We start from the raw sequence: 23,694 nt of genomic DNA on the forward strand, positions 1-23,694 counted from the left end.
CCGGGCCTACGCTCGTCCATGACGACACACTGCCCATCCCCTGCAAGCGGAGCTGCCCCATGCCGTCCAACGACGCCCGGACTCTCCTTCAAGCCGCCGTACCCACCGCTGTCGTCGGCGCTGTTGCCGCCGCCATCAGTGGTGGCGTCGCGGGCGGCAAGGGAGCCCTTGGCGCGGTCGTTGCGACGATCGTGGTGATCCTGTTCATGGGGATCGGACTCGCGGTACTGCAACGGACCGCGAGGTCCCTGCCCCACCTGTTCCAGGCGATGGGGCTGATGCTGTACACAGCCCAGCTTCTGCTGCTGTTCATCTTTGTCGCCGCATTCCAGGACACCACGATGTTCAACCCGAAGGCCTTCGCGATCACACTGGTCGCGGCGACCCTCGTGTGGATCGGCGCACAGGCGCGTGCACACATGAAGGCCAAGATCCTTTACGTCGAACCCGAGTCCGACAAGCGTGAGAAGCTCGAAAACACGGGGTCGAAGCCGTGAAGGGTAGGGGCGGGATAAGCAAGGGTTCAAGACCCTGCTATCGTCCGGTTCCAACTGCGGCATTGCGGGCGCGGGCATGTGAGCTGACGCCTGCTCGATCGCGAGGCTCAATGCCTGACTGCCGCTCACACATCCGTTACACCAGTCCAGTGCCGAACCGCGGCTGCGCGCCGCGCCGACACAACGAGGTTGCCGTACCTATGCGCCACGCTGAAGGAGCCCGCGGTGAGTGCTGACCCGACACAGGTGCTCGCCTTCGAGACCGATTGCCACATCTTCGACGGTTGTGGTTTCCCGGCACCCGGCTTGCACTCGTTCCTGTTCGAGCCCATCTGGGGCGACGCGGACAGCAACCTGTACTTCAACAAGCCGATGCTGCTGGCCCTGCTCGGCTCGATCATCGTCGTCGGTTTCTTCTGGGCCGCCTTCCGCAAACCGAAGGTCGTCCCGGGCAAGCTGCAGATGGTTGCCGAGGCGGGCTACGACTTCATCCGCCGCGGCGTCGTCTACGAGACGATCGGCAAGCGCGAGGGCGAGAAGTACGTTCCGCTCGTTGTCTCGCTGTTCTTCTTCGTCTGGATGATGAACCTCTGGTCGATCATCCCGGTCGCGCAGTTCCCGGTGACGTCGATCATCGCCTACCCCATCGGGCTGGCGCTGATCGTCTACGTCCTGTGGGTCAGCCTGACCTTCAAGCGCCACGGCTTCGTCGGTGCCCTCAAGAACTTCACCGGCTACGACAAGAGTCTCGGCCCGGTGCTGCCGCTGGCCATGCTCATCGAGTTCTTCTCGAACCTGCTGGTCCGGCCCTTCACCCACGCGGTCCGACTCTTCGCGAACATGTTCGCGGGGCACACGCTCCTGCTGCTGTTCACGATCGCCAGCTGGTACCTGCTCAACGGCATCGGGATCGCCTACGCAAGCGTCTCCTTTGTGATGGTCATCGTGATGACCGCGTTCGAGCTCTTCATCCAGGCGCTGCAGGCGTACGTCTTCGTGCTCCTGACCTGCACCTTCATCCAGGGCGCGCTCGCCGAGCACCACTGAGCATCCCGCACTCGACCCTTATTCGTCCGGTGGCCAACCCCCACCGGTCCGTGAAAGAGAAGGAAGAACTGGCATGTCCCAGACCCTTGCTGCCGTCACCGGCTCCCTCGGCTCCATCGGTTACGGCCTCGCCGCCATCGGCCCCGGCGTCGGCGTCGGCATCATCTTCGGTAACGGCACCCAGGCTCTCGCCCGTCAGCCCGAGGCTGCCGGCCTGATCCGCGCCAACCAGATTCTCGGCTTCGCCTTCTGTGAGGCGCTCGCCCTCATCGGTCTGGTCATGCCGTTCGTCTACGGCAAGTGATCTTCGGATTCACGACCAGCCAACTAGACGAAAGGCACTGATGTGAGCCAGATGCTTACGGTCGCGGCTGAGATGGAAAACCCTCTCATCCCGCCGATTCCCGAGCTCGTCATCGGCCTCATCGCCTTCCTCATCGTCTTCGGCTTCCTCGCCAAGAAGCTCCTCCCGAACATCAACAAGGTTCTGGAAGAGCGCCGCGAGGCGATCGAGGGCGGTATCGAAAAGGCCGATGCGGCCCAGACCGAGGCCCAGAGCGTTCTTGAGCAGTACAAGGCTCAGCTCGCCGAGGCCCGTCACGAGGCCGCTCGCCTGCGCCAGGAGGCGCAGGAGCAGGGCGCCGTGATCCTGCAGGAGATGCGGGCGGAAGGCCAGCGGCAGCGCGAGGAGATCATCGCTGCCGGCCACGCCCAGATCGAGGCCGACCGCAAGGCCGCGGCCGCCGCGCTGCGTCAGGACGTGGGCAAGCTCGCCACCGACCTGGCCGGCAAGCTCGTCGGCGAGTCCCTCGAGGACCACGCCCGGCAGAGCGGCACCGTCGACCGGTTCCTCGACGAGCTCGAGGCGAAGGCCGAGGCTGTCCGATGAACGGCGCGAGCCGCGAGGCACTGGCTGCCGCACGTGAGCGTCTCGACGCGCTGACCGACAACACGTCGGTCGACGCGGCGAAGCTCGCCGAGGAGCTGGCCGCCGTAACGGCGCTGCTCCAGCGCGAGGTATCGCTGCGGCGGGTCCTGACCGACCCGTCGCAGGCCGGCGAGGCCAAGGCCGAGCTGGCCGGACGACTGCTGCGCGGTCAGGTGGGCGGCGAGACCGTCGACCTGATCTCCGGCATGGTCCGCTCCCGCTGGTCGCAGTCGCGCGACCTGGTCGACTCGGTCGAGGAACTGGCGAACATCGCAGACCTCACCGCCGCCCAGCGCAGCGGAGACCTCGACGACGTCGAGGACGAGCTGTTCCGGTTCGGCCGGATCGTCGCCTCCGACAAGGAGCTGCGCGCCGCGCTCACCAGCCGGTCCGCGTCCGCCGCCGCCAAGGGCCGGCTGCTGCGCAGCCTGCTCGGCGGCAAGTCGCGGCCCGCCACCGAGCGCGTCGTCGTGCGGCTTGTCACCCAGCCGCGTGGACGTAGCCTGGAAGCGGGACTGGAGTCCCTCTCCAAGCTTGCCGCGGAGCGCCGGGACCGCATGGTTGCCGTGGTCACCTCGGCAGTGCCGCTGAGCGATCGGCAGAAGCAGCGTCTCGGCGCCGCACTGTCGAAGATCTACGGTCGGCCGATGCACCTGAATCTCGATGTGGACCCCACGGTCCTCGGCGGGATCGCGGTGCGGGTCGGTGACGAGGTCATCAACGGCACCATCGCGGAGCGCCTCGACGAGGCGTCCCGCCGCATGGCCGGCTGACGAGCACAGCGCAGCAACAGAACACAGCAAGACCAGCGGCCCGGTTGGGCCGTGCAGAAACTGCAGAAGATTCCTGGGGGTCGGCCCCCAGACCCCCTTAAGAAACTTCGGGCCCAACAAGGAGAGCAGGGAACCCAGATGGCGGAGCTCACGATCCGGCCGGAGGAGATCCGGGACGCGCTGGAGGACTTTGTCCAGTCGTACAAGCCGGACGCGGCCTCGCGCGAGGAGGTCGGTACGGTCAGCGTTGCCGGCGACGGCATCGCGAAGGTCGAGGGTCTTCCCTCGGCCATGGCGAACGAGCTGCTGAGGTTCGAGGACGGCACCCTCGGTCTCGCCCTCAACCTTGAGGAGCGCGAGATCGGTGCCATCGTCCTCGGCGAGTTCAGCGGCATCGAAGAGGGCCAGCCGGTGCAGCGCACCGGTGAGGTGCTCTCCGTCGGCGTCGGTGAGGGTTACCTCGGCCGCGTCGTCGACCCGCTCGGCAACCCGATCGACGGTCTCGGCGAGATCGCGACCGACAGCCGCCGCGCCCTCGAGCTGCAGGCCCCTGGCGTCATGGTCCGTAAGTCGGTGCACGAGCCCATGCAGACCGGCTACAAGGCCGTCGACGCCATGGTGCCGATCGGCCGCGGCCAGCGTCAGCTGATCATTGGCGACCGTCAGACGGGTAAGACCGCTCTGGCAGTCGACACGATCATCAACCAGCGCGACAACTGGCGCTCGGGCGACGTGAACAAGCAGGTGCGCTGCATCTACGTCGCCATCGGTCAGAAGGGTTCCACCATCGCCTCCGTGCGCGGTGCCCTGGAAGAGGCCGGCGCGCTCGAGTACACGACCATCGTCGCCGCCCCGGCGTCCGACCCGGCCGGCTTCAAGTACCTGGCGCCGTACACCGGTTCGGCCATCGGTCAGCACTGGATGTACCAGGGCAAGCACGTCCTGATCATCTTCGACGACCTCTCGAAGCAGGCCGACGCCTACCGCGCCGTGTCGCTTCTGCTGCGCCGTCCGCCGGGCCGTGAGGCCTACCCGGGCGACGTCTTCTACCTCCACTCGCGTCTGCTGGAGCGCTGCGCGAAGCTCTCCGACGAGATGGGCGCCGGTTCGATGACGGGCCTCCCGATCGTCGAGACCAAGGCGAACGACGTGTCGGCGTTCATCCCGACCAACGTCATCTCCATCACCGACGGCCAGTGCTTCCTGGAGTCCGACCTGTTCAACGCCGGCCAGCGTCCGGCCCTGAACGTCGGTATCTCGGTCTCCCGTGTCGGTGGTTCCGCCCAGCACAAGGCCATGCGCCAGGTCTCCGGCCGACTCCGTGTCGACCTCGCCCAGTACCGCGAGCTGGAGGCGTTCGCCGCCTTCGGTTCCGACCTGGACGCGGCTTCGAAGGCGTCGCTGGAGCGCGGTAAGCGCATGGTCGAGCTGCTGAAGCAGCCGCAGTACAGCCCGTACCCGGTCGAGGAGCAGGTCGTCTCCATCTGGGCCGGCACCAACGGCAAGATGGACGACGTCCCGGTCGAGGACATCCGTCGCTTCGAGAGCGAGCTGCTGGAGCACCTGCGCCGTGAGCGCAAGGAGCTCCTGACCAGCATCGCCGAGGGCGCCAAGATGTCCGACGACACGCTGCAGGCGATTGCCGACGCGGTCGCCACCTTCAAGCGGCAGTTCGAGACCTCGGACGGCAAGCTCCTGGGCGAGGGCTGATCGATGGGCGCTCAGCTTCGCGTTTACAAGCGCCGCATCCGCTCCGTCACCGCCACGAAGAAGATCACCAAGGCGATGGAGATGATCGCCGCTTCGCGCATCGTCAAGGCGCAGCGCCAGGTGGCGGCGTCGACGCCGTACGCGACCGAGCTCACCCGTGCGGTGACCGCGGTGGCGACCGGCTCCACCACCAAGCACCCGCTGACCACCGAGGCCGACACTCCGGCACGGGCCGCGATCCTGCTCATCACGAGCGACCGCGGTCTGGCCGGCGGTTACTCCTCCAACGCCATCAAGGCCGCGGAGCGACTGACCGAGCGGCTGCGCGGTGAGGGCAAGGAGGTCGTCACGTACGTGATCGGCCGCAAGGGTGTCGCCTACTACGGATTCCGCGAGCGCAAGATCGAGGAATCGTGGACGGGCTTCACCGACAGCCCCACGTACGCGGATGCCAAGGGGGCTGCGGCCCCGCTGATCGAGTCGGTCAGCAAGGAGACCGCCGAGGGCGGCGTGGACGAGCTGCACATCGTCTTCACCGAGTTCGTGTCGATGATGACGCAGAACCCGGTGGACGACCGGATGCTGCCGCTCAGCCTCGGCGCTGCGAAGGACGAGGACGGCAAGGGCGAGATCCTGCCGCTGTTCGACTTCGAGCCGTCGGCGGAGGACGTCCTCGACGCCCTGCTTCCGCGGTACGTCGAGAGCCGGATCTACAACGCGCTGCTGCAGTCGGCTGCTTCCGAGCACGCCGCCCGCCGCCGTGCGATGAAGTCGGCCACCGACAACGCCGGTGAGCTCATCAAGAGCCTCTCCCGGCTTGCCAACGCGGCCCGCCAGGCCGAAATCACCCAGGAAATCAGCGAGATCGTCGGTGGTGCCAGTGCGCTCGCCGACGCGACCGCGGGGAGTGACAAGTAATGACGACGACAGTTGAGACGGCCGTTGCCACGGGCCGCGTCGCCCGGGTCATCGGCCCGGTCGTCGACGTGGAGTTCCCCGTCGACGCGATGCCGGACATCTACAACGCGCTGACCGTCGAGGTGGCCGACCCGGCCGAGGACGGCAAGCTCAAGACGCTGACGCTCGAGGTCGCCCAGCACCTCGGCGACGGCCTGGTCCGCGCGATCTCGATGCAGCCCACCGACGGTCTGGTCCGCCAGGCCCCGGTGACCGACACGGGCACCGGCATCACGGTCCCGGTCGGCGACATCACCAAGGGCAAGGTGTTCAACACCCTCGGTGAGATCCTGAACAAGCCCGAGGCCGAGGCCGAGGTCACCGAGCGCTGGCCGATCCACCGCAAGGCGCCCAACTTCGACCAGCTCGAGTCCAAGACCGAGATGTTCGAGACCGGCGTCAAGGTCATCGACCTTCTCACCCCGTACGTCAAGGGTGGAAAGATCGGTCTGTTCGGTGGTGCCGGTGTCGGCAAGACCGTTCTGATCCAGGAAATGATCTACCGCGTGGCCAACAACCACGACGGTGTGTCGGTGTTCGCAGGCGTCGGCGAGCGCACCCGTGAGGGCAACGACCTCATCGAGGAAATGGCCGACTCGGGTGTTATCGACAAGACGGCGCTTGTCTTCGGTCAGATGGACGAGCCGCCGGGCACCCGTCTGCGTGTCGCGCTGGCCGGTCTGACCATGGCGGAGTACTTCCGCGATGTGCAGAAGCAGGACGTGCTCTTCTTCATCGACAACATCTTCCGGTACACCCAGGCCGGCTCCGAGGTGTCCACCCTGCTCGGCCGTATGCCGTCCGCGGTGGGTTACCAGCCGAACCTGGCCGACGAGATGGGTCTGCTGCAGGAGCGCATCACGTCGACCCGCGGTCACTCGATCACCTCGATGCAGGCGATCTACGTCCCCGCGGACGACCTGACCGACCCGGCCCCGGCCACCACCTTCGCCCACCTCGACGCGACGACGGTTCTCTCCCGTCCGATCTCCGAGAAGGGCATCTACCCGGCCGTGGACCCGCTGGACTCCACGTCCCGGATCCTGGACCCGCGCTACATCGCGCAGGACCACTACTCGGCGGCCATGCGTGTCAAGGGGATCCTCCAGAAGTACAAGGACCTCCAGGACATCATCGCGATCCTCGGTATCGACGAGCTGGGCGAGGAGGACAAGCTCGTTGTCCACCGTGCCCGTCGTGTCGAGCGCTTCCTGTCGCAGAACACCCACGTCGCCAAGCAGTTCACCGGCGTGGACGGTTCGGACGTTCCGCTCGACGAGTCGATCGCCGCGTTCAACGCGATCTGCGACGGTGACTACGACCACTTCCCCGAGCAGGCGTTCTTCATGTGCGGTGGCATCGAGGACCTCAAGGCCAACGCCAAGGAGCTCGGCGTCTCCTGAGCCCATGGCTCACCGAGGGGGGCGGGTGCGTCCCGTCCCCCTCACCACGCCCCGTAGAATTGACCCAACACCCGGCATGAACGGCCGGGTGGTGACCCGAGGAGCCACCCTTGGCTGCTGAGCTGCACGTCGAGCTGGTCGCCGCGGACCGCAGTGTCTGGTCCGGCGAGGCCACCCTGGTCGTCGCGCGCACCACGTCCGGCGACATCGGCGTCATGCCCGGTCACCAGCCGCTTCTGGGTGTGCTGGAATCGGGCCCGGTGACGATCCGTACGAGCGACGGCGGGACCGTGGTCGCCGCTGTGCACGGCGGTTTCATTTCGTTCGCGGACGACAAGCTCTCGATGCTCGCGGAGATCGCGGAGCTGGCGGACGAGATCGATGTCCAGCGCGCCGAGCGTGCGCTGGAGCGTGCGAAGTCGGACACGGACGCCGCCTCCGAGCGGCGCGCCGAAGTGCGACTGCGTGCGGTGGCGGTGCGCTAGCGCCCCGCCACAACGTAGCTTTACCCTCAGCCGCGGCCCGAGCTGGAGACCACTCCAGACCGGGCCGCGGCTGAGGCGATGCAGGTGCGGTTCTGGGGTTTCCGTTACTCGACGACGCGAGGAGGTCGGTGGAGATGTTCCTCGCGCTGTGGGTGGGCGGGCTGGTCGTCGCACTGATCGCAGTTGGTCTCTTCGTCTTCGGTCTGCGCCGGCGGCTGATTCAGCGCTCCGGCGGGACCTTCGACTGCAGCCTGCGATGGAATGTGCCGGAGGAGCCCGACCTCTCGGGCAAAGGCTGGGTGTACGGGGTCGCCCGGTACAGCGGCGACCGGATCGACTGGTTCCGGGTCTTCTCGTACGCTCCCCGCCCGCGCCGGGGTCTGGAGCGTTCCGCGATCGAGGTGGTCGCCCGTCGGCTGCCCGAGGGCGAGGAGGAGCTGGCGCTCCTGTCCGACGCCGTGGTGCTCGGCTGTTTCCATCGTGGGACCCGCCTGGAGCTGGCCATGAGCGAGGACGCACTGACCGGGTTCCTCGCCTGGCTGGAGGCGGCTCCGCCCGGCCAGAGGGTGAACGTGGCCTGAGAGCCGAAAAACCGGGGAGACAGGGGGCGGGCCCGTCTCCCCGGCTGCTTTTCGGGGTTGTGCGCGGTACTGAATGGGGGCTGGACCGACCGGCGGTCGGTCCTACTTCAGACCGTTGTTGATCGCGCTGACGAGTTCACCGTTGGTGGTGTCCCCGCTGAATTCCCAGAAGAACGCGCCTCCCAGGCCCTGGCCCTTCGCCCAGGTCATCTTGGACGCGATGGTGGCCGGGGTGTCGTAGCTCCACCAGTTGGTGCCGCAGTGTGCGTACGCCGTACCGGCGATCGTGCCGGTGGCCGGGCAACTGGTCTTCAGGACCTTGTAGTCCTCGATGCCCGCCTCATAGGTGCCGGGCGCCGCTCCGGTGGCGGTGCCGCCGGGCACGTCCTGGGTGACACCGGTCCAGCCGCGGCCGTAGAAGCCGATGCCGAGCAGCAGCTTCGACGCGGGAACGCCCTGCGCCTTCAGCTTGGCGATGGCGTCGGCGGAGTTGAAGCCGGCCTGCGGGATGCCGCTGTAGGAGGTGAGCGGGGAGTGCGGGGCGGTCGGGCCCTTCGCCTCCCAGGCACCGAAGAAGTCGTACGTCATCACGTTGTACCAGTCCAGGGACTGGGCCGCGCCGGCGTAGTCGGTGGCGTCGATCTTGCCACCGGCGGAGGCATCGGCGGTGATGGCGGCCGTCACCAGGTTCTTGCTGCCGAACTTCGTGCGCAGCGCCGAGGTGATGCCCTTCAGGGCGGCCGGTCCGCTGGTGTCACAGGTCAGACCGCAGGCGTTGGGGTACTCCCAGTCGATGTCGATGCCGTCGAAGACATCGGCCCAGCGGGGGTCCTCGACCAGGTCGTAGCAGGACTGGGCGAACGCGGCCGGGTTCTTCGCGGCCTCACCGAAGCCGCCGGACCAGGTCCAGCCGCCGAAGGACCACAGGACCTTGATGTTCGGGTACTTCGCCTTGAGCTTGCGCAACTGGTTGAAGCTGCCGCGCAGTGGCTGGTCCCAGGTGTCGGCGACGCCGTCGACGGACTTGTCGGCGGTGTACGCCATGTCGTAGTCGGCGTAGGCGTCACCGATCGCGCACTTGCCGCCGGTCACATTGCCGAAGGCGTAGTTGATGTGCGTGATCTTCGCGGCCGAACCCGAGGTGTCCAGGTTCTTGACGTGGTAATTCCGGCCGTAGACACCCCAGTCGGTGAAGTAACCGAGGTTGATCTTGCCGCCGGTGCCGGGGTTGCCGCCGCCACCGGTGGTGTGGACCTTGACCGCGCCGCTTACCGGACCGGTCTGGCCGGCGGTGTCACGGGCCTGCACGGTGTACGAGTAGTCGGTGCCCGCGGTGAGACCGGTGTTGGTGTACGTCGTACCGGTGACCGTTGTGACGACGGTGCCGTCGCGCAGGACGTCGTAGTTCTTGATGCCCTTGTCGTCGGTCGCCGCGGTCCAGCTCAGCTTGACCGAGGTGTCGGTGATGCTGGTCGCGGTGGGGGTGCCCGGCGCCGAGGGGGCGTTGTCGCCGGGGACGCTGCCGCCGTCGCAGGAGGCGCCGTTCAGCTTGCAGCCGGTGGGGGCACCGGGGCCGGTGCCGTTGAAGCCGAAGGAGACACTGGCGCCCGGTGCGACCGAGCCGTTCCAGCCGAGGTTCTTGGCGGTCCAGTGGGTTCCGGAGTTGGTGACGGTGGCGTCCCAGGCGGAGCTGACCGCGGTGCCCGAGGGGAAGTCCCACTCGATGGTCCAGGAGGAGAGGGCGGTGGTGCCGGTGTTCTTCACCGTCCACTGGCCCTCGAAGCCGCTGCCCCAGTCGGACTTCTTGACGTACGTGGCGGTCGCCGAGGTGGTGGCTTCGGCGGGGGAGGCCAGGCCGACCATCGCGGCGAGCGGAAGGAGCAGTGCGGTGAGGCCCGCGACCGCTCTGGATCTGGTGGCTCTGCCGGTCCCGAGTCCGAATCGGGCCCGGCGTAAAGGGGTTTCAGTGCTCAACGGTGCTCCTCGGGTGAGGTCCGGAGAAACGGGGGGTGGTCCGTGGACTGCAAACCCTGCGCCGCCCTGAGCACGCCTTGACACGGCGAACTCACCGCAGTGTGTTCGGTGAGACTAGGAAGGTCTGGACCAATCGTCAAGAGGTTCAGACCAAAGTTCGGGGTGGTCGGTCCAAGCCTCAGATGCCCAACTCCTGTGCCATCACTGCCGCCTGGACGCGGCTGCGCAGCTCCAGTTTGCCCAGCACCCTGCTGACATGTGTCTTCACTGTCGCCTCGGCCATCGAGAGCCGGACCGCGATCTCGGCGTTCGACAGCCCCGCACCGAGACAGCTCAGCACCTCCCGCTCGCGCCGGGTGAGCGCGTCGAGCGCTGCCGGGTCGGGCGTGTTCGCACGCCTGACGGGGGTGGCCCCGGCGAACTCCGCGATCAGGCGGCGCGTCACGGCCGGGGCGATCATCCCCTCGCCGCGCGCCACCGTGCGTACGGCTTCGAGCAGATCGTGCGCATCGGTGTTCTTCAGCAGGAAGCCCGCAGCCCCCGCCCGCAGTGCCCCGAAGACGTACTCGTCCAGATCGAACGTCGTCAGCACCAGCACATCCGCGAGCTTCTCGGCCACGACCTGCCGGGTCGCCGACACCCCGTCCAGCCGCGGCATCTGAACGTCCATCAGCACCAGATCCGGCCGCAGCTCGCGGGCCAGGCGCACCGCCTCCTCCCCGTCCCCGGCCTCGCCGACGACCTCGATGTCCGGCGCGCTGCGCAGAATGAGCACCAGCCCCGCACGGACGGCCGACTGGTCCTCGGCGACCACAACCCGGATCGTCATCCCCTTACGGTCCCTTCCTCCACGGGCAGTTCGGCCCGTACCCGCCAGATCTTCGTCCCGTTGCCGGTGCTCACCGGACCCGCCTCGATCTCTCCGCCCAGCAGCGCCACTCTCTCCCGCATCCCCACCAGGCCGGCCCCCGACCCTGGTGCGCGCGGACCGGGACGGTCGCCGAACACACTGCTGACCTCCACCATGAGCAGCTGCCCGGCCCGTCCGAGCCGCACCACGACCGGGCCGGGCGCGGCATGCTTGAGCGCGTTCGTCAGGGACTCCTGGACGATCCGGTACGTGGCCAGCTCGACCGGCGCGGGCAGCTGGTCCCGCTCGCCGCGGTTGTCCTCGAACGTGCAGGTCAGCCCGGTCGAAGCGGCGTTCGTGCGGGCCTGTTCGACCAGTGCGTCCAACGAGGCGAGCGTCGGCGAGGCGCTCGGCTCCGGACCGGCGCCGCCGGCACGCAGCAGTCCGATCAGCCGGCGCATCTCGGCAAGACCGTCGACGCTGTTCTCCCGGATCACCCCCAGCGCCTCGCGCGAGGTCTCCGGGGTGTCGATGGAGAGCGCGGCGGTGGAGTGGATGGCGATGGCGGAGAGATGGTTCGCCACCATGTCGTGGAGCTCGCGGGCCATCCGGGTGCGCTCGGCGGTCACCGCCTGGGTACGGTCCATCTCGGCCAGCAGCGCGGTCTGATCGGCGTGCAACCGGGCGGTCTCGGCGGCCTCCCGGTGGTTGCGGACGCTGACACCGGTGATGGCGGGCAGGAACGAGATCATTCCGGAGACGACGCCGACGAGCAGCGCCTGGGGATCGCGGAACCATGCCAGGAACCCGATCGTGACCGCGACCGTGATCAGAAACGTGGTGACCGGGATACGGCGGGCGGCGGACGGTGTCCCGTACAGCACGGCCGCGTACATGAGGTCCGTGAACATCACTACGGTCGCCAGGTTCCCGACCGTGAACTGGTCCGCGACCAGCGCGAGCGTGCCGATGACCAGCGCGGTCTGCGGGGCGGTCCTGCGCACCAGTTCCAGCAGTGAGACGACGGTGAGCGGCACCAGGGAGAGCCACGGGGCGACGAAGGTCCGGTTGCCCTGCAGGTGCAGTCCGAGCATCCACAGGAACAGGCCGCCGAGGAGGCCGATGACGGCGATCAGTACGTCGTGACGGTGCGGGCGGGCGTAGGAGAGCACCCTCCCATCCAACACGGTGGCCTCCCCCAGGACCTCCCTACCGGGGGTGAGGCCCGAGTACATCGAAGGATGCAGTCACGGTTCGTCACTGACGACGACGACCGCGGGCGCCGTGGCCGGAAGGATGGAAGGGACCGGAAGGAGAAGTACCGTGATCGTCACGCTGATCGTGCTCTGCGAAGTCGGCTTCTGGGTGCTGTTGGCTGCGGGGCTCGCACTGCGGTACCTGGCGAAGAAGCCGCGGCTGGGTGCGGCCGTGCTCCTGTGCGAGCCGCTGCTGGAGATCGTGCTGCTGGTGGTCACGGCCATCGACCTGAAGAACGGGGCCGAGCCCGACTGGAAGCACGGTCTCGCAGCGGTCTACATCGGCTTCACGGTGGGGCTCGGCCACTCCACGATCCGCTGGGTCGACGCCCGGGTCGCCCACCGCTTCGCGGGCGGCCCGCCGCCGGTGAAGCCGCCGAAGTACGGGATGGAGCGTGCGGTGTACGAGTGGAAGACCGCGGCGCGGTGGACGGTCGCGGCCGTGACGGCGCTGGCGCTGCTGCAGGCGGCGATCTGGTACGTGGGCGGGGACGGGGATGTGACGTCGCTGCAGTCGTGGCAGCGGACGATGCTCTTCGTGATCGGGATCAACGTGGTCATCGCGGGGAGCTACACGCTGTTCCCGAAACGGTCACCGGGGGCGTCCGGGTGACGCTTGTCCTCAACCGCCGCACGGCCGAGCCCGTGCGGCGATCGGGACGCAGCGGCTACCGCTCGCCGCCCGGTACCCACAGCACGTCGCCGACCGCCTTGTTCGCCGTCCTCGCGAGGATGAACAGCAGGTCGGAGAGCCGGTTGAGATACGTCGCCGTCAGCGCGTTCATCACCTCGCCGTGCACCTCCAGCGCCGCCCACGTGGACCGCTCCGCACGCCGGACCACCGTGCACGCCTGGTGCAGCAGCGCCGCCCCCGGCGTCCCGCCCGGCAGGATGAAGCTGCGTAGCTTCTCCAACTGCTCCAGGAAGTGGTCGCAGTCGGCCTCCAGCTTGTCGATGTAACTCTGCTCGACGCGCAGCGGCGGATACTTCGGTTCCTCGACGACCGGGGTCGACAGATCCGCGCCCACGTCGAACAGGTCGTTCTGCACACGGACGAGGACCTTCACGACATCCTCGGAGAGCTGCCCGAGCGCGATCGCCGTACCGATGACGGCATTGGCCTCATTGGTGTCGGCGTACGCGGAGATCCGCAGATCGGTCTTGGCGGTCCGGCTCATGTCGCCGAGGGCGGTGGTGCCCTGGTCGCCGGTGCGGGTGTAGATGCGTGTCAGGTTGACCATACGACCAGCCTAGGCTGCGCCGGCCAGGAGATGGCCGACCGCTAAGGGCTGTCCCGTAATCCCTGGTGGGCGCGCGACGACAGCTGTGGCACCTCGCCGCGTTGTCGGGACGCCCGAATACATCCAGTATTCGGGCGTCCCTCCGTCTTGCGATGCACCACATCTGACGCCGCGCGCTGATCCACCACGGATTACGGGACAGCCCTTAGGCGGTCGACGTCTCGCGCGAGGTACTCGTCCTGCTCGACGAGATCGAAGACCTCCTCGGCGAGAAGGTCCTCAACTACGCCCGGCGCGCGGTCGGATGACGTGTGCCGGTGTGATGTCCGTCATCTGAGACGTGACGCGCATCTCTTCACGGCCCCAGAGTCCCTCACGGGTACTAATCTCCGCCGGAGAGCATGTGAGCAACTGTGAGGACCGTGCCGTGCAGGGACCAACTGCAGGGGCGAACAGAAACCAAGGGGTGTACACGTGGCCAGGAAGCTCGCCGTCATCGGAGCCGGACTCATGGGATCCGGCATCGCGCAGGTCTCCGCCCAGGCGGGCTGGGACGTCGTGCTGCGTGATGTCACCGACGAGGCCCTGATCCGTGGTCGTGACGGCATCAAGGCCTCGTACGACAAGTTCGTCTCCAAGGGGAAGCTGGAGGCGGCCGACGCCGATGCCGCGCTCGGCCGCATCACCACCACCACCGACCTCGACGCGGTCGCCGACGCGGATGTCGTCGTCGAGGCCGTCTTCGAGAAGCTCGAGGTCAAGCACGAGATCTTCCGGGCCCTCGACAAGATCGTCCGGGACGATGCCGTTCTCGCCTCCAACACCTCCGCAATCCCGATCACCAAGATCGCGGCCGTGACGGAGCGCCCCGAGCGCGTCGTCGGTGTGCACTTCTTCTCGCCGGTTCCGATGATGCAGCTCTGCGAACTCGTGCGCGGCTACAAGACCAGCGACGAAACCCTCGCCACCGCAAGGGAGTTCGCCGAGTCCGTCGGCAAGACCTGTATCGTCGTCAACCGGGACGTGGCCGGCTTCGTCACCACCCGGCTGATCTCGGCGCTCGTCGTCGAGGCCGCCAAGCTGTACGAGTCGGGCGTGGCTTCGGCCGAGGACATCGACATCGCCTGCAAGCTGGGCTTCGGTCACGCGATGGGGCCCCTGGCCACGGCGGACCTGACCGGGGTCGACATCCTGCTGCATGCCACGAGCAACATCTACACCGAGTCCCAGGACGAGAAGTTCGCCGCGCCGGAGCTGATGCGCCGGATGGTGGACGCAGGTGACATCGGCCGCAAGAGCGGGCAGGGCTTCTACACGTACTGATCGTTTTCGGTCCTCCGGTTGCCTGATCTGCCGTCGGTCAGGCCCGGAGGTCCTGGGGGCTTCTCCTGGAATCGATGGATCCGTGTGGGTCCTCGCCGGGCCTTGGTCACTCCGCGGGGTGATTTCGGTGTCGGTTCGCTTACAGACGGCAACTTCCCTGTCTCTGTCACGGTCAGTTGTGACAGAGACAGAACAGACGAACGAACCTTGCTATGGAGCAATTCCGGGGAGCGCATATGCACATCAGGGGCGACCACGTCGAGCTGGTCGTCGGGGGCCGCCTCGACGTCCGTAGCGCGGCGGACGCCCGTACGGCCCTGCACTCGGCCCTCGACGACGGAGTCGGCGACCTGGTGCTCGACCTGACCGAGCTGGATTCCTGGGACGCCACCGGGCTCGGTGTCATCATGGGCGCGCACCGCCGGGCCGGCCGGGCCGGACGACGGCTCGTGCTGCGGGGTGTGCCGCCGCAGATGCAGCGCCTGTTGGTGGCGACCCGGTTGCACCGCATTCTGGCCATCGAGGGCGGAATCGCCGCGGACTCCCTGCCGCGCGTCTAGGGCGTGTTGCGAAAGTCCCGTCTGGCCGGGGGCGTCCGGCCCAAGGTGCGCAATCCGCGTGAGAAGCGTGCGCTTCGGGCGGTGTGGCCCCCCGACTGTGCGCGGACACAGGGCGACGGTCTAGGGTTCGGCCGTCCGCCGATTCACGAACCCACCGGGCGGACACCGGACCGGAAACGACAGCGGGGCGTGCGAGGCTCGGAGGGGCAAGCAATCGTGCGCGACGCGTCTGGGGGCTTTGGCGATGGACCCGACACACCGGCGGCCGGAAGAGTACGGCCGGGACAACGACAGCTTCGGTGAGGGAACCAGCCGACGGCAGCCGTCCCGCGATTCTTCCCCGAGTTCTCAGCTCCGTTCGAGCAGGGGAGGCCCCATCACCGCGGATTTCGGTCAGCAAACGCCGCAACAGGCGCGTGTCGTCCGACTGATATCGGGTGACTATCTCCTCACCGTCAACCCGGTCGACGGCAGCGAGGTCGAGTTGTGCCCGCCCGGGGAACATCCAGATCTGCCGGTCCGGCGCACCGCGGCCGAGCGCACCGACCGCGAACGCGCCACCGCACCGCCCGTGCCGCCGGGACCGCCCGCTTCCCAGCCGCCCCTCCTGGAGCGTGCGGAAGAGCGCGAACGGCTGGCACGCCTGCTGGCCCGAGGCCGCTCGGTGCGGGTCACCGGACCGGCTGGAACCGGTCGTACAGCGCTGCTGAACGCCGTCGCCGCCGACTGCGCGGACCTCGCACCGGACGGAGTCGTACGGCTCTCCGGCTACAAGCGGACCGCCACCGACCTGCTGTACGGACTCTTCGAGGCCGTCCATGACGCGCGGCTGCACCGGCCCGACCGCGCCGGTCTCCTCGAAAAGGTCCGGAGCATCGGCGCCGTCGTCGTACTCGACGACCTGGAATTCGGCGGGGCCGCCCTGGAGGAGCTGCTCGACGCCACTCCGGAGTGCGCCTTCCTGTTCGCGACGACTCCGGATGTCGCCGCACCCACCCCGGACTCGCACATCGAAGAGGTCTTCCTCGCAGGCCTCGGCCGCAGCTCCTCGATCGACCTGCTGGAGCAGGTCGTCGAGCGTCCGCTCACCGAGGAGGAGGCGAACTGGGCGGGAGACCTCTGGTTCGAGTCCGAGGGACTGCCGCTGCGCTTCGTCCAGGCGGGTGCCCTGCTGCGCCAGCGCGACATCCTGCGCACCGACCCCGACGCGTTCGGCGGCCTCGACGCCCGGCCCGCCGAAGCGCCCTTCGGGCACGACGAGGAAATCGACGGCGTCCACATACCGCTGCCCAGCCTCGGCGAGGGCGCGGCGCCCGCCGCACTGCTCGCCTCACGGCTGAGCGGGTCCGCCCGCGACACCCTGCGCTTCGCGGTCGCACTCGGCGGCGAGGTGCCGCATCAGGCGCACCTGCCGGCGCTCGTGGGGGACACCCACGCCGACGCCGCGCTCGGTGAACTGGCCGGCTGCGGACTGCTCTCCCCGGCCGGTGCCCGCTACCGGCTGGCCGCCGGAGTCCTCGTCCAGCTGGAGGCCGCCGGATACGGAGAAGACAGCATCGACCGGGCCCGGACGGCGGCCCAGCACTACGCATGGTGGGCCGGGCATCCCTCGGTCACCCCCGTACGGGTGACAGCCGAAGCCGACGCCGTCATCGCGGCGATGGCACAGCTCGTCCCCGGCGACGGGGCGGGGCAGACCAGCGTGGCCGTGCTACTGGCCCGCAGCGCCTCCCCGGCCTTCGCGGCAGGACTGCACTGGGGCGCCTGGGAGAAGGCCCTGCGGATCGGCCAGGAGGCGGCCAGGATCGCCGGGGAGGTCGCCGAAGAGGCGTACTTCCACCATGAGTTGGGCGTCCTCGCCCTCTGCACCGGCAATCCGGACCGGGCCAGGGCCGAGCTGGAGACCGCGATCGGCATGCGCGGGGTGCTCGCCGACAAGGCGGGCGCGGTGGCCGGACGACGCGCGCTCGCCCTGGTGGCGGACCGCTCCGGTGGCCCGCTGCCCGGCGGGCCCGTCCCGGTGGGCGATGACATGCCGGCCCCGTGGTACGAGGAGCCGGTGCCGTCGCCCGTCGGCCCGGCGGAAGCCGTGACGCAGGCGTTGCCGCGGCCGTACGAGGACGTCACCGCGGTGATACCCCGGCAGAGCGCCCCCGCAGCCGCCTCAGGAGCGCGAGGAGGCCGTTTCGGAGCGCTGGGCGGGCCCCGGCGCAAACTGGCCGCGGCGGGCACGGGCGTCCTCCTGGCCGCTGTACTCGGCACGGTGGTGGCGCTGGGGATGTCGTCCGGCGACGGCGATGCCCAGCGGAATCCGGGTGTCACGACCGAGGAGCCGGCGGGCCGGGACGACAGCGAGGACGGAGCCCCGGCCGACGGGCCCACGGACGGTTGGACCCCCGGAGACACGACATCCAGCGGCAGCGCGGAGACGCCGGCCCCGTCGGGCAGTCAGCCCACGCCTGGCGTGAGCGGTACGCCGTCCATGGGAGCGACGGGACCGAGCGGCACCCCGTCGTCGGACACGCCGTCCAGCGACAAGCCGTCTTCGGGCAAGCCGACCGAGTCGTCCGGCCCGACGGAGTCGTCCACGCCGACGAAGCCGAGCAGCCCGAGCCCGACCCCGACGGAGACCGACTCCCCGGACCCGACGGACTCGGCGACCCAGACCCCGCCGACATCGCCGAACACCTCCGACTCGGCGAACGGGCCTTCTTCTTCGCCGTCAGCGGCGGCCAGTGCGGACAGCAGCCCGACGGTGGCCTGAGAAGTCGCCGAACGCCGGACGGGTCCTGCGCGTCCGGCGTTCGCGGAAGGTCAGAACAGGCGGAGTTTGTCGTCCTCGATGCCGCGCAGCGCGTCGTAGTCGAGCACCACACAGCCGATCCCGCGGTCCGTCGCCAGCACCCGCGCCTGCGGCTTGATCTCCTGCGCCGCGAAGATGCCCTTCACGGGGGCGAGGTGGGGGTCGCGGTTGAGCAGCTCCAGATAGCGGGTCAGCTGCTCCACGCCGTCGATGTCGCCGCGCCGCTTCAGCTCCACGGCCACGGTCTGGCCGTCGGCGTCCCGGCACAGGATGTCGACCGGTCCGATGGCGGTGAAGTACTCACGGCGGATCAGGGTGTAGCCCTCGCCGAGTGTCTCGATCCGGTCAGCGAGAAGTTCCTGCAGATGTGCTTCGACGCCGTCCTTGATGAGGCCCGGGTCGACACCCAGCTCATGGGACGAGTCATGGAGGATTTCCTCCATCGTGATGATCAGTTTCTCGCCCGCCTTGTTGACCACGGTCCAGACGCCCGCGGTGTCGTCGGCGCCCTCCTTGAGGGTGCAGGGCGGTGACATCCAGTTGAGAGGTTTGTACGCCCTGTCGTCGGCGTGGATCGAAACACTCCCGTCCGCCTTCACCAGGATCAGACGGGGAGCGGAGGGCAGGTGGGCGGTGAGCCGGCCGGCGTAGTCCACGGAGCAGCGGGCGATGACGAGACGCATGGTCGGCAACGCTACTCGACGACGGGTGCTCCACGCGATTCTCCCCCTGCCGCACTACGGGCCCGGACCGGGGCGCTGGGGCTTGTCCCTCTTTGCCCCCTTCGTTATTGGCCGGTTGTGTTCCCAATCTCCTGGTGCGGCCAGGACTGCGCCCTTACGGTGGAAGCAGGAGGTCGCCGTCTGTGCACGCTGCGTCGCCGCCCTCCTGCCCTGCCCGTAAGGCCCCGGCCCGGCGTCGGGGTCGCGAGAGGAGAACCCATGTCGCTCGACGTCTCACCGGCGCTGTTGGAACAGGCCGAGCGAGGCGAGGTCGACGAAGCCGACTTCGTCGACTGCGTCCGGACCTCCCTGCCCTACGCATGGGAGATGATCAGCTCCCTGGTGGCTCGGCTGAAGGTCGACGGCGGAGAGTTCGCCGACAACCAGACGCCCCCGCCGGACGAGCAGGCACGTGGCCAGCTGCTGCGCGCGCTCGCGAGTGATGCGATACGTGGCGCTCTGCAGCGGCACTTCGGGGTGCGTCTGGCATTCCAGAACTGCCACCGCGTCGCGGTGTTCCCGCTGGACGCCTCGGTCGACGAGCGCCTGGCCCGTTTCACCTCGGTGAGGGGCCAGTTGCTCAATCAGTCGCCCGAACTACGGGACTGCTAAACGCTTCTGTTGCCGTTCCGGGCCGGGGGGTGCACCTGGCTCCGGGGCGGCAGCCCCCAGGTGCCGGCCTTACGACCTCGCCCACGATTGTCAGCGGCGTCGCGGTGTCTGGGACCTCCGCCTCCGGCGTTGTCGTCACTCGCCGACGCGCCGCGTCGACTCCCTCCTCCGCCTTGGATCCGAAGGCCCCAGACGCCGCTCCTTCTCCCACTGCCAATCGTGGGCGAGGTCGTTATGTGAGCAGCGGCAGTACTTCGGTGCCCAGCCGCGCTACGTTCTCCTCCGTGGCTGCCAGATCTCCCGAGCCCTCCACCAGGAGCGCGAAGCGGGTGATGCCTGTTCGCTCGGCGGTGGCGGCGAGCCGGTCGGCCGCGAGCCGGGGCGGGCCCACCGGATGAAGGCCGCACAGCAGTTCCGTATAGGCGACCGGGTCGCGCATCACCCGGTGCCGGCCGTCGACCGTGACATGGGCGTCCAGGCCCTGTCGCAGCCAGCCGGGCATCGCCTTCACGAGCGTCTCCACGGCGTCCTCGGCACGGTCGGCGATCTGGGCCACCCCTGCGGACACATGTCCGGCCTCCCGGACGCTCTCGGGCGAGCGGCCCGCGGCGAGGGCGGCGGAGCGCCACAGGGCGACCATCTCGGCCTTCTCCTCGTCCCCGCAGTGCATACCGAGCAGCATCGGCAGACCGTTCTCCGCGGCGAGCTTCACCGTTCTCGGCGAGGTGCACGCGACGATCACCTCGGGCCCGCCGGGGCTCTCGCCGTCGTCCACGCCGAGCAGTTCGTCGGCCCGGGGGACCACCGCCACCTCGCGGAAGCCGTACCGCTCCCCGCTCCCCGCCACCCGTGGCTTGGTCAGCCAGTCGAGCAGCAGCTCCAAGGACTCCGGGAAGCCCTTCTCGTACGCCTCCAGGCCTCCTCCGAACACCTCCAGGTCCACCCAGGGGCCGCCCCGGCCGACGCCGAGCGTGAACCTGCCGCCGCTGGTGAGATGGAGCAGCGCGGCCTGTTCGCCCAGCGCGACCGGATGCTGGGTCGGCAGCACGCTCACCGCCGTACCCACCCGGATCCTCCGGGTGCGGCCGAGCAGCAGCGCGGCCAGGGTGACAGCGGACGGGCAGACTCCGTACGGCACGAAATGATGTTCTGCCAGCCAGACCGAGTCGAGCCCGGATTCCTCCGCGAGCTCGGTGGACCGGATCGCGCGATGAAGCGCTTCCCCCGGTCCCTGTCCCGGAAACTGGGCTGCCAGTACGAACGTTCCCACACGCATCGCCTATTGCCTCCTTGCGGCCGACGCGGCTTCCGTACTGGCAACAACGTCTGACACGTGCCAAGGGCACGGTCCGGCAGCAAGCTGTTGCGATTTTCCGGTAACTCACCCCGCCCGGGGTGCTGTCCCGTGCGGCGCGGGACACCCGGCTCGGCCAAATGGCCCTACGCTGGACGGGAACTGTCCAGTCTGCCCCGTGAGGTGTTACGTGTCCCCGCGCCGCAACCGCCCCCGAGGCGGCGAGAGTCCCTACGACAGTGCAGCGGTGCCGGCGGCCCGGTACGGCGGCGGCGGACGCACCGAACAGTGGCAGGGTGAGGGGTGGTCGGTCCGCCCGGTGAGCGGCGCGAGCGCGGCCGGCAAGCGGTACCGCTGCCCCGGCTGCGACCAGGAGATCCCGTCCGGCGTTCCGCATCTGGTGGCCTGGTCCGAATACGGCGGGATCGACGACCGCAGGCACTGGCACAAGGCCTGCTGGAACGCGAAGGACCGCCGCACCACGCAGGTGCAGCGGTCCAGGAACGCGCCTCGTTACTGAGCTACGGCGAACGGCGGCCGGTCAGGCGTCGCGCTTCTCCAGCGACAGGTAGGCCCCGATCAGGGCCACGCCCGTGACGCCGAGCATGATCCACAGCGGCTCCCAGCCGGTCGGCCCCGACCCGGTGACCGAGGTGTCGTAGAACGCACTGAGCTGGCTGGGGATCGAGTACTCGAAGAGCGCCTTCTGTACGGCACTGAGCGACGTCGCGAACATGAACATGCCCAGCACCAGTGGCAGCAGCACCACCCCGATCATGACCGTGATCGCACCCGCGGAGTGCCGGATGAGAGCGCCGACCGCGAGTGAGAGCAGCCCCAGGGTCGCGATGTAGAGGCCGACGCCGACCGTGGCGCGCAGCCACTCGCCACCGGTGGGCGCCACTCCGCCGAGGATGGACGTCTGCAACGCGCCGACCAGCGTGGTCGTCACGGTCGTGATGACGAAGGTGAGCAGGAAGAAGACGACCGCCTTCGCGGTCAGCACCCGCGCGCGGCTGGGGCAGGCAGTCAGCGTCGTACGGATCATGCCGGTGCCGTACTCGGAGGCGATGGTCATCACGCCGAGCGTGATCACACAGATCGAACCGAGGAGCACCCCGAAGAAGCCGAAGCTGAGCACCGGGACGTCGCCCATCTCGGTGTCGGCCATGTTCATGAGCGCGGCCACCGCCAGTCCGAGGCCGAGCAGCAACACGATCATGACGCCGAGCGTCCACATCGTGGAGCGCACCGAACGGATCTTGGTCCATTCGGAGGCGAGCGCATCGCCGAGGGTGGCGCGGCGCACCGGGATCGGTGAGGCGTACAGAGGGGCCGATGCGTCCTGCCAGTTCTGCTGCTGGTACGGCGCCTGCGGGGTCGGCGGGGTGGTCATCGGGCGTCCTCGCTGGTCTTGCGCTCGGTCAGGTCTGCAGGGGCTGCGGCGGGCGCCGGCGGGGCCGCAGGGGCTGCGACTGGTGGCGCCGGGGCGGCAGGGGCGGGGGCGGCTGGTGCCGGCGGGGCTGCCGCGTACGGGTTCTGTCCGGGCGGTGGCGGGGCGTACCAGGCCTGCTGCGGCATCTCCGGGACCGGCGGCTGCGGCGCCCCGTAACCGGGCTGCTGTCCGTACCCGCCGTGCACCGGCTGCTGCAGCCCGGCCTTCTGGTCCACCGTCGAGCGGTAGTCCACGGCGCTCTGCGTCATCCGCATGTACGCCTCCTCGAGCGAGGCCTGGTGCGGCGAGAGCTCCCACAGCCGGACATCCGACTCGTGAGCCAGGTCGCTGATCCGCGGTAGCTGCAGACCGGTGATCCGCAGGGCTCCGTCCGGCTCCGACATGACCTGGCCGCCCGCCTCGGTGAGCGAGGCGGTCAGCTTCTCCCGCTGCTCCTGCACACCGTCCGCGACCCGCACCCGGGCGAAGTCGGCCGAATTGGCGGAGATGAAGTCCTTGACGCTCATGTCGGCGAGCAGCTGCCCGCGGCCGATCACGATCAGATGGTCGGCGGTGAGTGCCATCTCGCTCATCAGATGGCTGGAGACGAAGACCGTACGGCCCTCCGCCGCCAGCATCTTCATCAGATTGCGGACCCAGAGGATGCCCTCGGGGTCGAGACCGTTGACGGGCTCGTCGAAGAGCAGCACCTGCGGGTCGCCGAGCAGCGCCGCCGCGATGCCGAGCCGCTGGCCCATACCGAGCGAGAAGCCCTTGGACCGCTTCCGCGCGACGTTCTGGAGACCGACCACACCGAGCACTTCGTCGACCCGGGCGGCCGGGATGCCCGCGAGCTGGGCGAGTGACAGGAGGTGGTTACGGGCGCTGCGCCCGCCGTGCACCGCCTTCGCGTCCAGCAGCGCGCCCACCAGCCGCGGAGCGTTCGGCAGACTGCGGAAGGGGTGGCCGCCGATCGTGACATGGCCGGAAGTCGGTCGGTCCAGGCCCAGCATCATGCGCATGGTGGTGGACTTGCCCGACCCGTTGGGACCGAGGAATCCGGTGACGGTACCCGGCCGCACCTGGAAGGAAAGGTTGTACACGGCCGTCTTCGCGCCATAGCGCTTGGTCAGGCCGACTGCCTCGATCATGCTCCAGCCCCATCGACTTTGTCTCTCGTCGGGGGCCACGCCGTCCGGCCGCACGCCCCCCGTAAGAGTTATGAGGATATCCAGGCCTTGAC

Annotated in this window: 24 protein-coding genes and 1 pseudogene; 17 read left to right on the forward strand and 8 right to left on the reverse strand. The window is 68.8% G+C overall.

Annotated elements, in window-relative coordinates; translation table 11 throughout:
- Positions 1-59 precede the first annotated feature (59 nt).
- The 10 genes from ACH4EW_RS11035 to ACH4EW_RS11080 all read left to right on the forward strand — a co-directional run bounded on the left by ACH4EW_RS11035 (position 60) and on the right by ACH4EW_RS11080 (position 8,381).
- A complete protein-coding gene (locus tag ACH4EW_RS11035; RefSeq protein ID WP_398254400.1) occupies positions 60-497 on the forward strand; it encodes a hypothetical protein in 438 nt (145 codons plus the stop codon).
- A gap of 210 nt (positions 498-707) precedes the next feature.
- Positions 708-1,544, forward strand: coding sequence for a F0F1 ATP synthase subunit A (gene atpB, locus ACH4EW_RS11040; RefSeq protein ID WP_398254801.1), 837 nt, complete (start codon positions 708-710; stop codon positions 1,542-1,544).
- A 73-nt stretch (positions 1,545-1,617) separates the two neighbouring features.
- Positions 1,618-1,848 (forward strand): ATP synthase F0 subunit C, encoded by a 231-nt coding sequence (atpE, locus tag ACH4EW_RS11045; RefSeq protein WP_030784624.1) that lies wholly within the window; start codon positions 1,618-1,620, stop codon positions 1,846-1,848.
- Positions 1,849-1,899: 51 nt separating this feature from the next.
- Complete coding sequence (locus ACH4EW_RS11050; RefSeq protein ID WP_398254803.1) at positions 1,900-2,433, forward strand: F0F1 ATP synthase subunit B; 534 nt, start codon at positions 1,900-1,902, stop codon at positions 2,431-2,433.
- Entirely contained in the window at positions 2,430-3,245 is an 816-nt protein-coding gene (locus tag ACH4EW_RS11055) for a F0F1 ATP synthase subunit delta (RefSeq protein WP_398254402.1), read from the forward strand. Before ACH4EW_RS11050 ends, ACH4EW_RS11055 begins: the two co-directional genes overlap by 4 nt.
- Before the next feature lie 138 nt (positions 3,246-3,383).
- Positions 3,384-4,955 (forward strand): F0F1 ATP synthase subunit alpha, encoded by a 1,572-nt coding sequence (gene atpA / locus ACH4EW_RS11060; protein ID WP_398254405.1) that lies wholly within the window; start codon positions 3,384-3,386, stop codon positions 4,953-4,955.
- Between the two features lie 3 nt (positions 4,956-4,958).
- Positions 4,959-5,873 carry a F0F1 ATP synthase subunit gamma gene (locus ACH4EW_RS11065; protein ID WP_398254407.1) on the forward strand — a complete coding sequence of 305 codons (915 nt, stop codon included), beginning with the start codon at positions 4,959-4,961 and terminating at the stop codon, positions 5,871-5,873.
- Positions 5,873-7,315: a F0F1 ATP synthase subunit beta gene (atpD, locus tag ACH4EW_RS11070; protein ID WP_398254410.1), complete on the forward strand. Its 1,443-nt coding sequence runs from the start codon at positions 5,873-5,875 to the stop codon at positions 7,313-7,315. Before ACH4EW_RS11065 ends, atpD begins: the two co-directional genes overlap by 1 nt.
- A gap of 110 nt (positions 7,316-7,425) precedes the next feature.
- Entirely contained in the window at positions 7,426-7,800 is a 375-nt protein-coding gene (locus ACH4EW_RS11075; RefSeq protein WP_072483714.1) for a F0F1 ATP synthase subunit epsilon, read from the forward strand.
- Positions 7,801-7,934: 134 nt separating this feature from the next.
- Positions 7,935-8,381, forward strand: coding sequence for a DUF2550 domain-containing protein (locus ACH4EW_RS11080; protein ID WP_398254806.1), 447 nt, complete (start codon positions 7,935-7,937; stop codon positions 8,379-8,381).
- A gap of 102 nt (positions 8,382-8,483) precedes the next feature.
- On the opposite strand, the gene ACH4EW_RS11085 is transcribed toward ACH4EW_RS11080, so the two are convergent.
- The 3 genes from ACH4EW_RS11085 to ACH4EW_RS11095 form a co-directional block, all read right to left on the reverse strand.
- Positions 8,484-10,355 carry a glycosyl hydrolase family 18 protein gene (locus ACH4EW_RS11085; protein WP_398254412.1) on the reverse strand — a complete coding sequence of 624 codons (1,872 nt, stop codon included), beginning with the start codon at positions 10,353-10,355 and terminating at the stop codon, positions 8,484-8,486.
- Between the two features lie 178 nt (positions 10,356-10,533).
- On the reverse strand, positions 10,534-11,184 hold the full coding sequence (locus ACH4EW_RS11090) for a response regulator (protein ID WP_398254415.1): 651 nt from the start codon (positions 11,182-11,184) through the stop codon (positions 10,534-10,536).
- Positions 11,181-12,377, reverse strand: coding sequence for a sensor histidine kinase (locus ACH4EW_RS11095; protein WP_398254809.1), 1,197 nt, complete (start codon positions 12,375-12,377; stop codon positions 11,181-11,183). Before ACH4EW_RS11095 ends, ACH4EW_RS11090 begins: the two co-directional genes overlap by 4 nt.
- Positions 12,378-12,528: 151 nt before the next feature.
- On the opposite strand from ACH4EW_RS11095, the gene ACH4EW_RS11100 reads away from it, so the two are divergent.
- Positions 12,529-13,074 carry a hypothetical protein gene (locus ACH4EW_RS11100; RefSeq protein ID WP_398254417.1) on the forward strand — a complete coding sequence of 182 codons (546 nt, stop codon included), beginning with the start codon at positions 12,529-12,531 and terminating at the stop codon, positions 13,072-13,074.
- Between the two features lie 55 nt (positions 13,075-13,129).
- Here the strand turns inward: ACH4EW_RS11100 and ACH4EW_RS11105 are convergent, their stop codons facing one another.
- Positions 13,130-13,702: a cob(I)yrinic acid a,c-diamide adenosyltransferase gene (locus tag ACH4EW_RS11105; RefSeq protein WP_398254420.1), complete on the reverse strand. Its 573-nt coding sequence runs from the start codon at positions 13,700-13,702 to the stop codon at positions 13,130-13,132.
- Between the two features lie 215 nt (positions 13,703-13,917).
- On the opposite strand from ACH4EW_RS11105, the pseudogene ACH4EW_RS11110 reads away from it, so the two are divergent.
- The 4 genes and pseudogenes from ACH4EW_RS11110 to ACH4EW_RS11125 form a co-directional block, all read left to right on the forward strand.
- Positions 13,918-14,010, forward strand: a pseudogene (locus ACH4EW_RS11110) (TetR/AcrR family transcriptional regulator); the annotation flags it as partial.
- Positions 14,011-14,176: 166 nt separating this feature from the next.
- A complete protein-coding gene (locus ACH4EW_RS11115) occupies positions 14,177-15,025 on the forward strand; it encodes a 3-hydroxyacyl-CoA dehydrogenase family protein (RefSeq protein WP_398254423.1) in 849 nt (282 codons plus the stop codon).
- Between the two features lie 236 nt (positions 15,026-15,261).
- The gene (locus ACH4EW_RS11120) at positions 15,262-15,585 is read left to right on the forward strand and encodes an STAS domain-containing protein (protein ID WP_073791897.1); all 324 of its coding nucleotides are present in this window, start codon (positions 15,262-15,264) and stop codon (positions 15,583-15,585) included.
- A 244-nt stretch (positions 15,586-15,829) separates the two neighbouring features.
- The gene (locus ACH4EW_RS11125) at positions 15,830-18,349 is read left to right on the forward strand and encodes an ATP-binding protein (protein ID WP_398254425.1); all 2,520 of its coding nucleotides are present in this window, start codon (positions 15,830-15,832) and stop codon (positions 18,347-18,349) included.
- A 50-nt stretch (positions 18,350-18,399) separates the two neighbouring features.
- Here the strand turns inward: ACH4EW_RS11125 and nucS are convergent, their stop codons facing one another.
- Positions 18,400-19,071 carry an endonuclease NucS gene (gene nucS, locus ACH4EW_RS11130; protein WP_093898543.1) on the reverse strand — a complete coding sequence of 224 codons (672 nt, stop codon included), beginning with the start codon at positions 19,069-19,071 and terminating at the stop codon, positions 18,400-18,402.
- Positions 19,072-19,329: 258 nt separating this feature from the next.
- Here nucS and ACH4EW_RS11135 point away from each other — a divergent pair, with 258 nt between their 5' ends.
- Entirely contained in the window at positions 19,330-19,722 is a 393-nt protein-coding gene (locus ACH4EW_RS11135) for an SCO5389 family protein (RefSeq protein WP_398254429.1), read from the forward strand.
- 232 nt (positions 19,723-19,954) lie between these two features.
- Here the strand turns inward: ACH4EW_RS11135 and ACH4EW_RS11140 are convergent, their stop codons facing one another.
- Complete coding sequence (locus tag ACH4EW_RS11140) at positions 19,955-20,998, reverse strand: LLM class flavin-dependent oxidoreductase (RefSeq protein WP_398254431.1); 1,044 nt, start codon at positions 20,996-20,998, stop codon at positions 19,955-19,957.
- 208 nt (positions 20,999-21,206) lie between these two features.
- On the opposite strand from ACH4EW_RS11140, the gene ACH4EW_RS11145 reads away from it, so the two are divergent.
- Positions 21,207-21,536 (forward strand): ATP/GTP-binding protein, encoded by a 330-nt coding sequence (locus tag ACH4EW_RS11145; RefSeq protein WP_398254433.1) that lies wholly within the window; start codon positions 21,207-21,209, stop codon positions 21,534-21,536.
- Positions 21,537-21,557: 21 nt separating this feature from the next.
- Here ACH4EW_RS11145 and ACH4EW_RS11150 read toward each other — a convergent pair whose 3' ends face one another.
- Both ACH4EW_RS11150 and ACH4EW_RS11155 read right to left on the reverse strand, forming a co-directional pair.
- Positions 21,558-22,412 carry an ABC transporter permease subunit gene (locus ACH4EW_RS11150; protein ID WP_398254436.1) on the reverse strand — a complete coding sequence of 285 codons (855 nt, stop codon included), beginning with the start codon at positions 22,410-22,412 and terminating at the stop codon, positions 21,558-21,560.
- Positions 22,409-23,602: an ABC transporter ATP-binding protein gene (locus ACH4EW_RS11155; protein ID WP_398254438.1), complete on the reverse strand. Its 1,194-nt coding sequence runs from the start codon at positions 23,600-23,602 to the stop codon at positions 22,409-22,411. Before ACH4EW_RS11155 ends, ACH4EW_RS11150 begins: the two co-directional genes overlap by 4 nt.
- Positions 23,603-23,694 lie beyond the last annotated feature (92 nt).

This window comes from Streptomyces sp. NPDC018000, assembly GCF_044328025.1.
Lineage (GTDB): Bacteria > Actinomycetota > Actinomycetes > Streptomycetales > Streptomycetaceae > Streptomyces.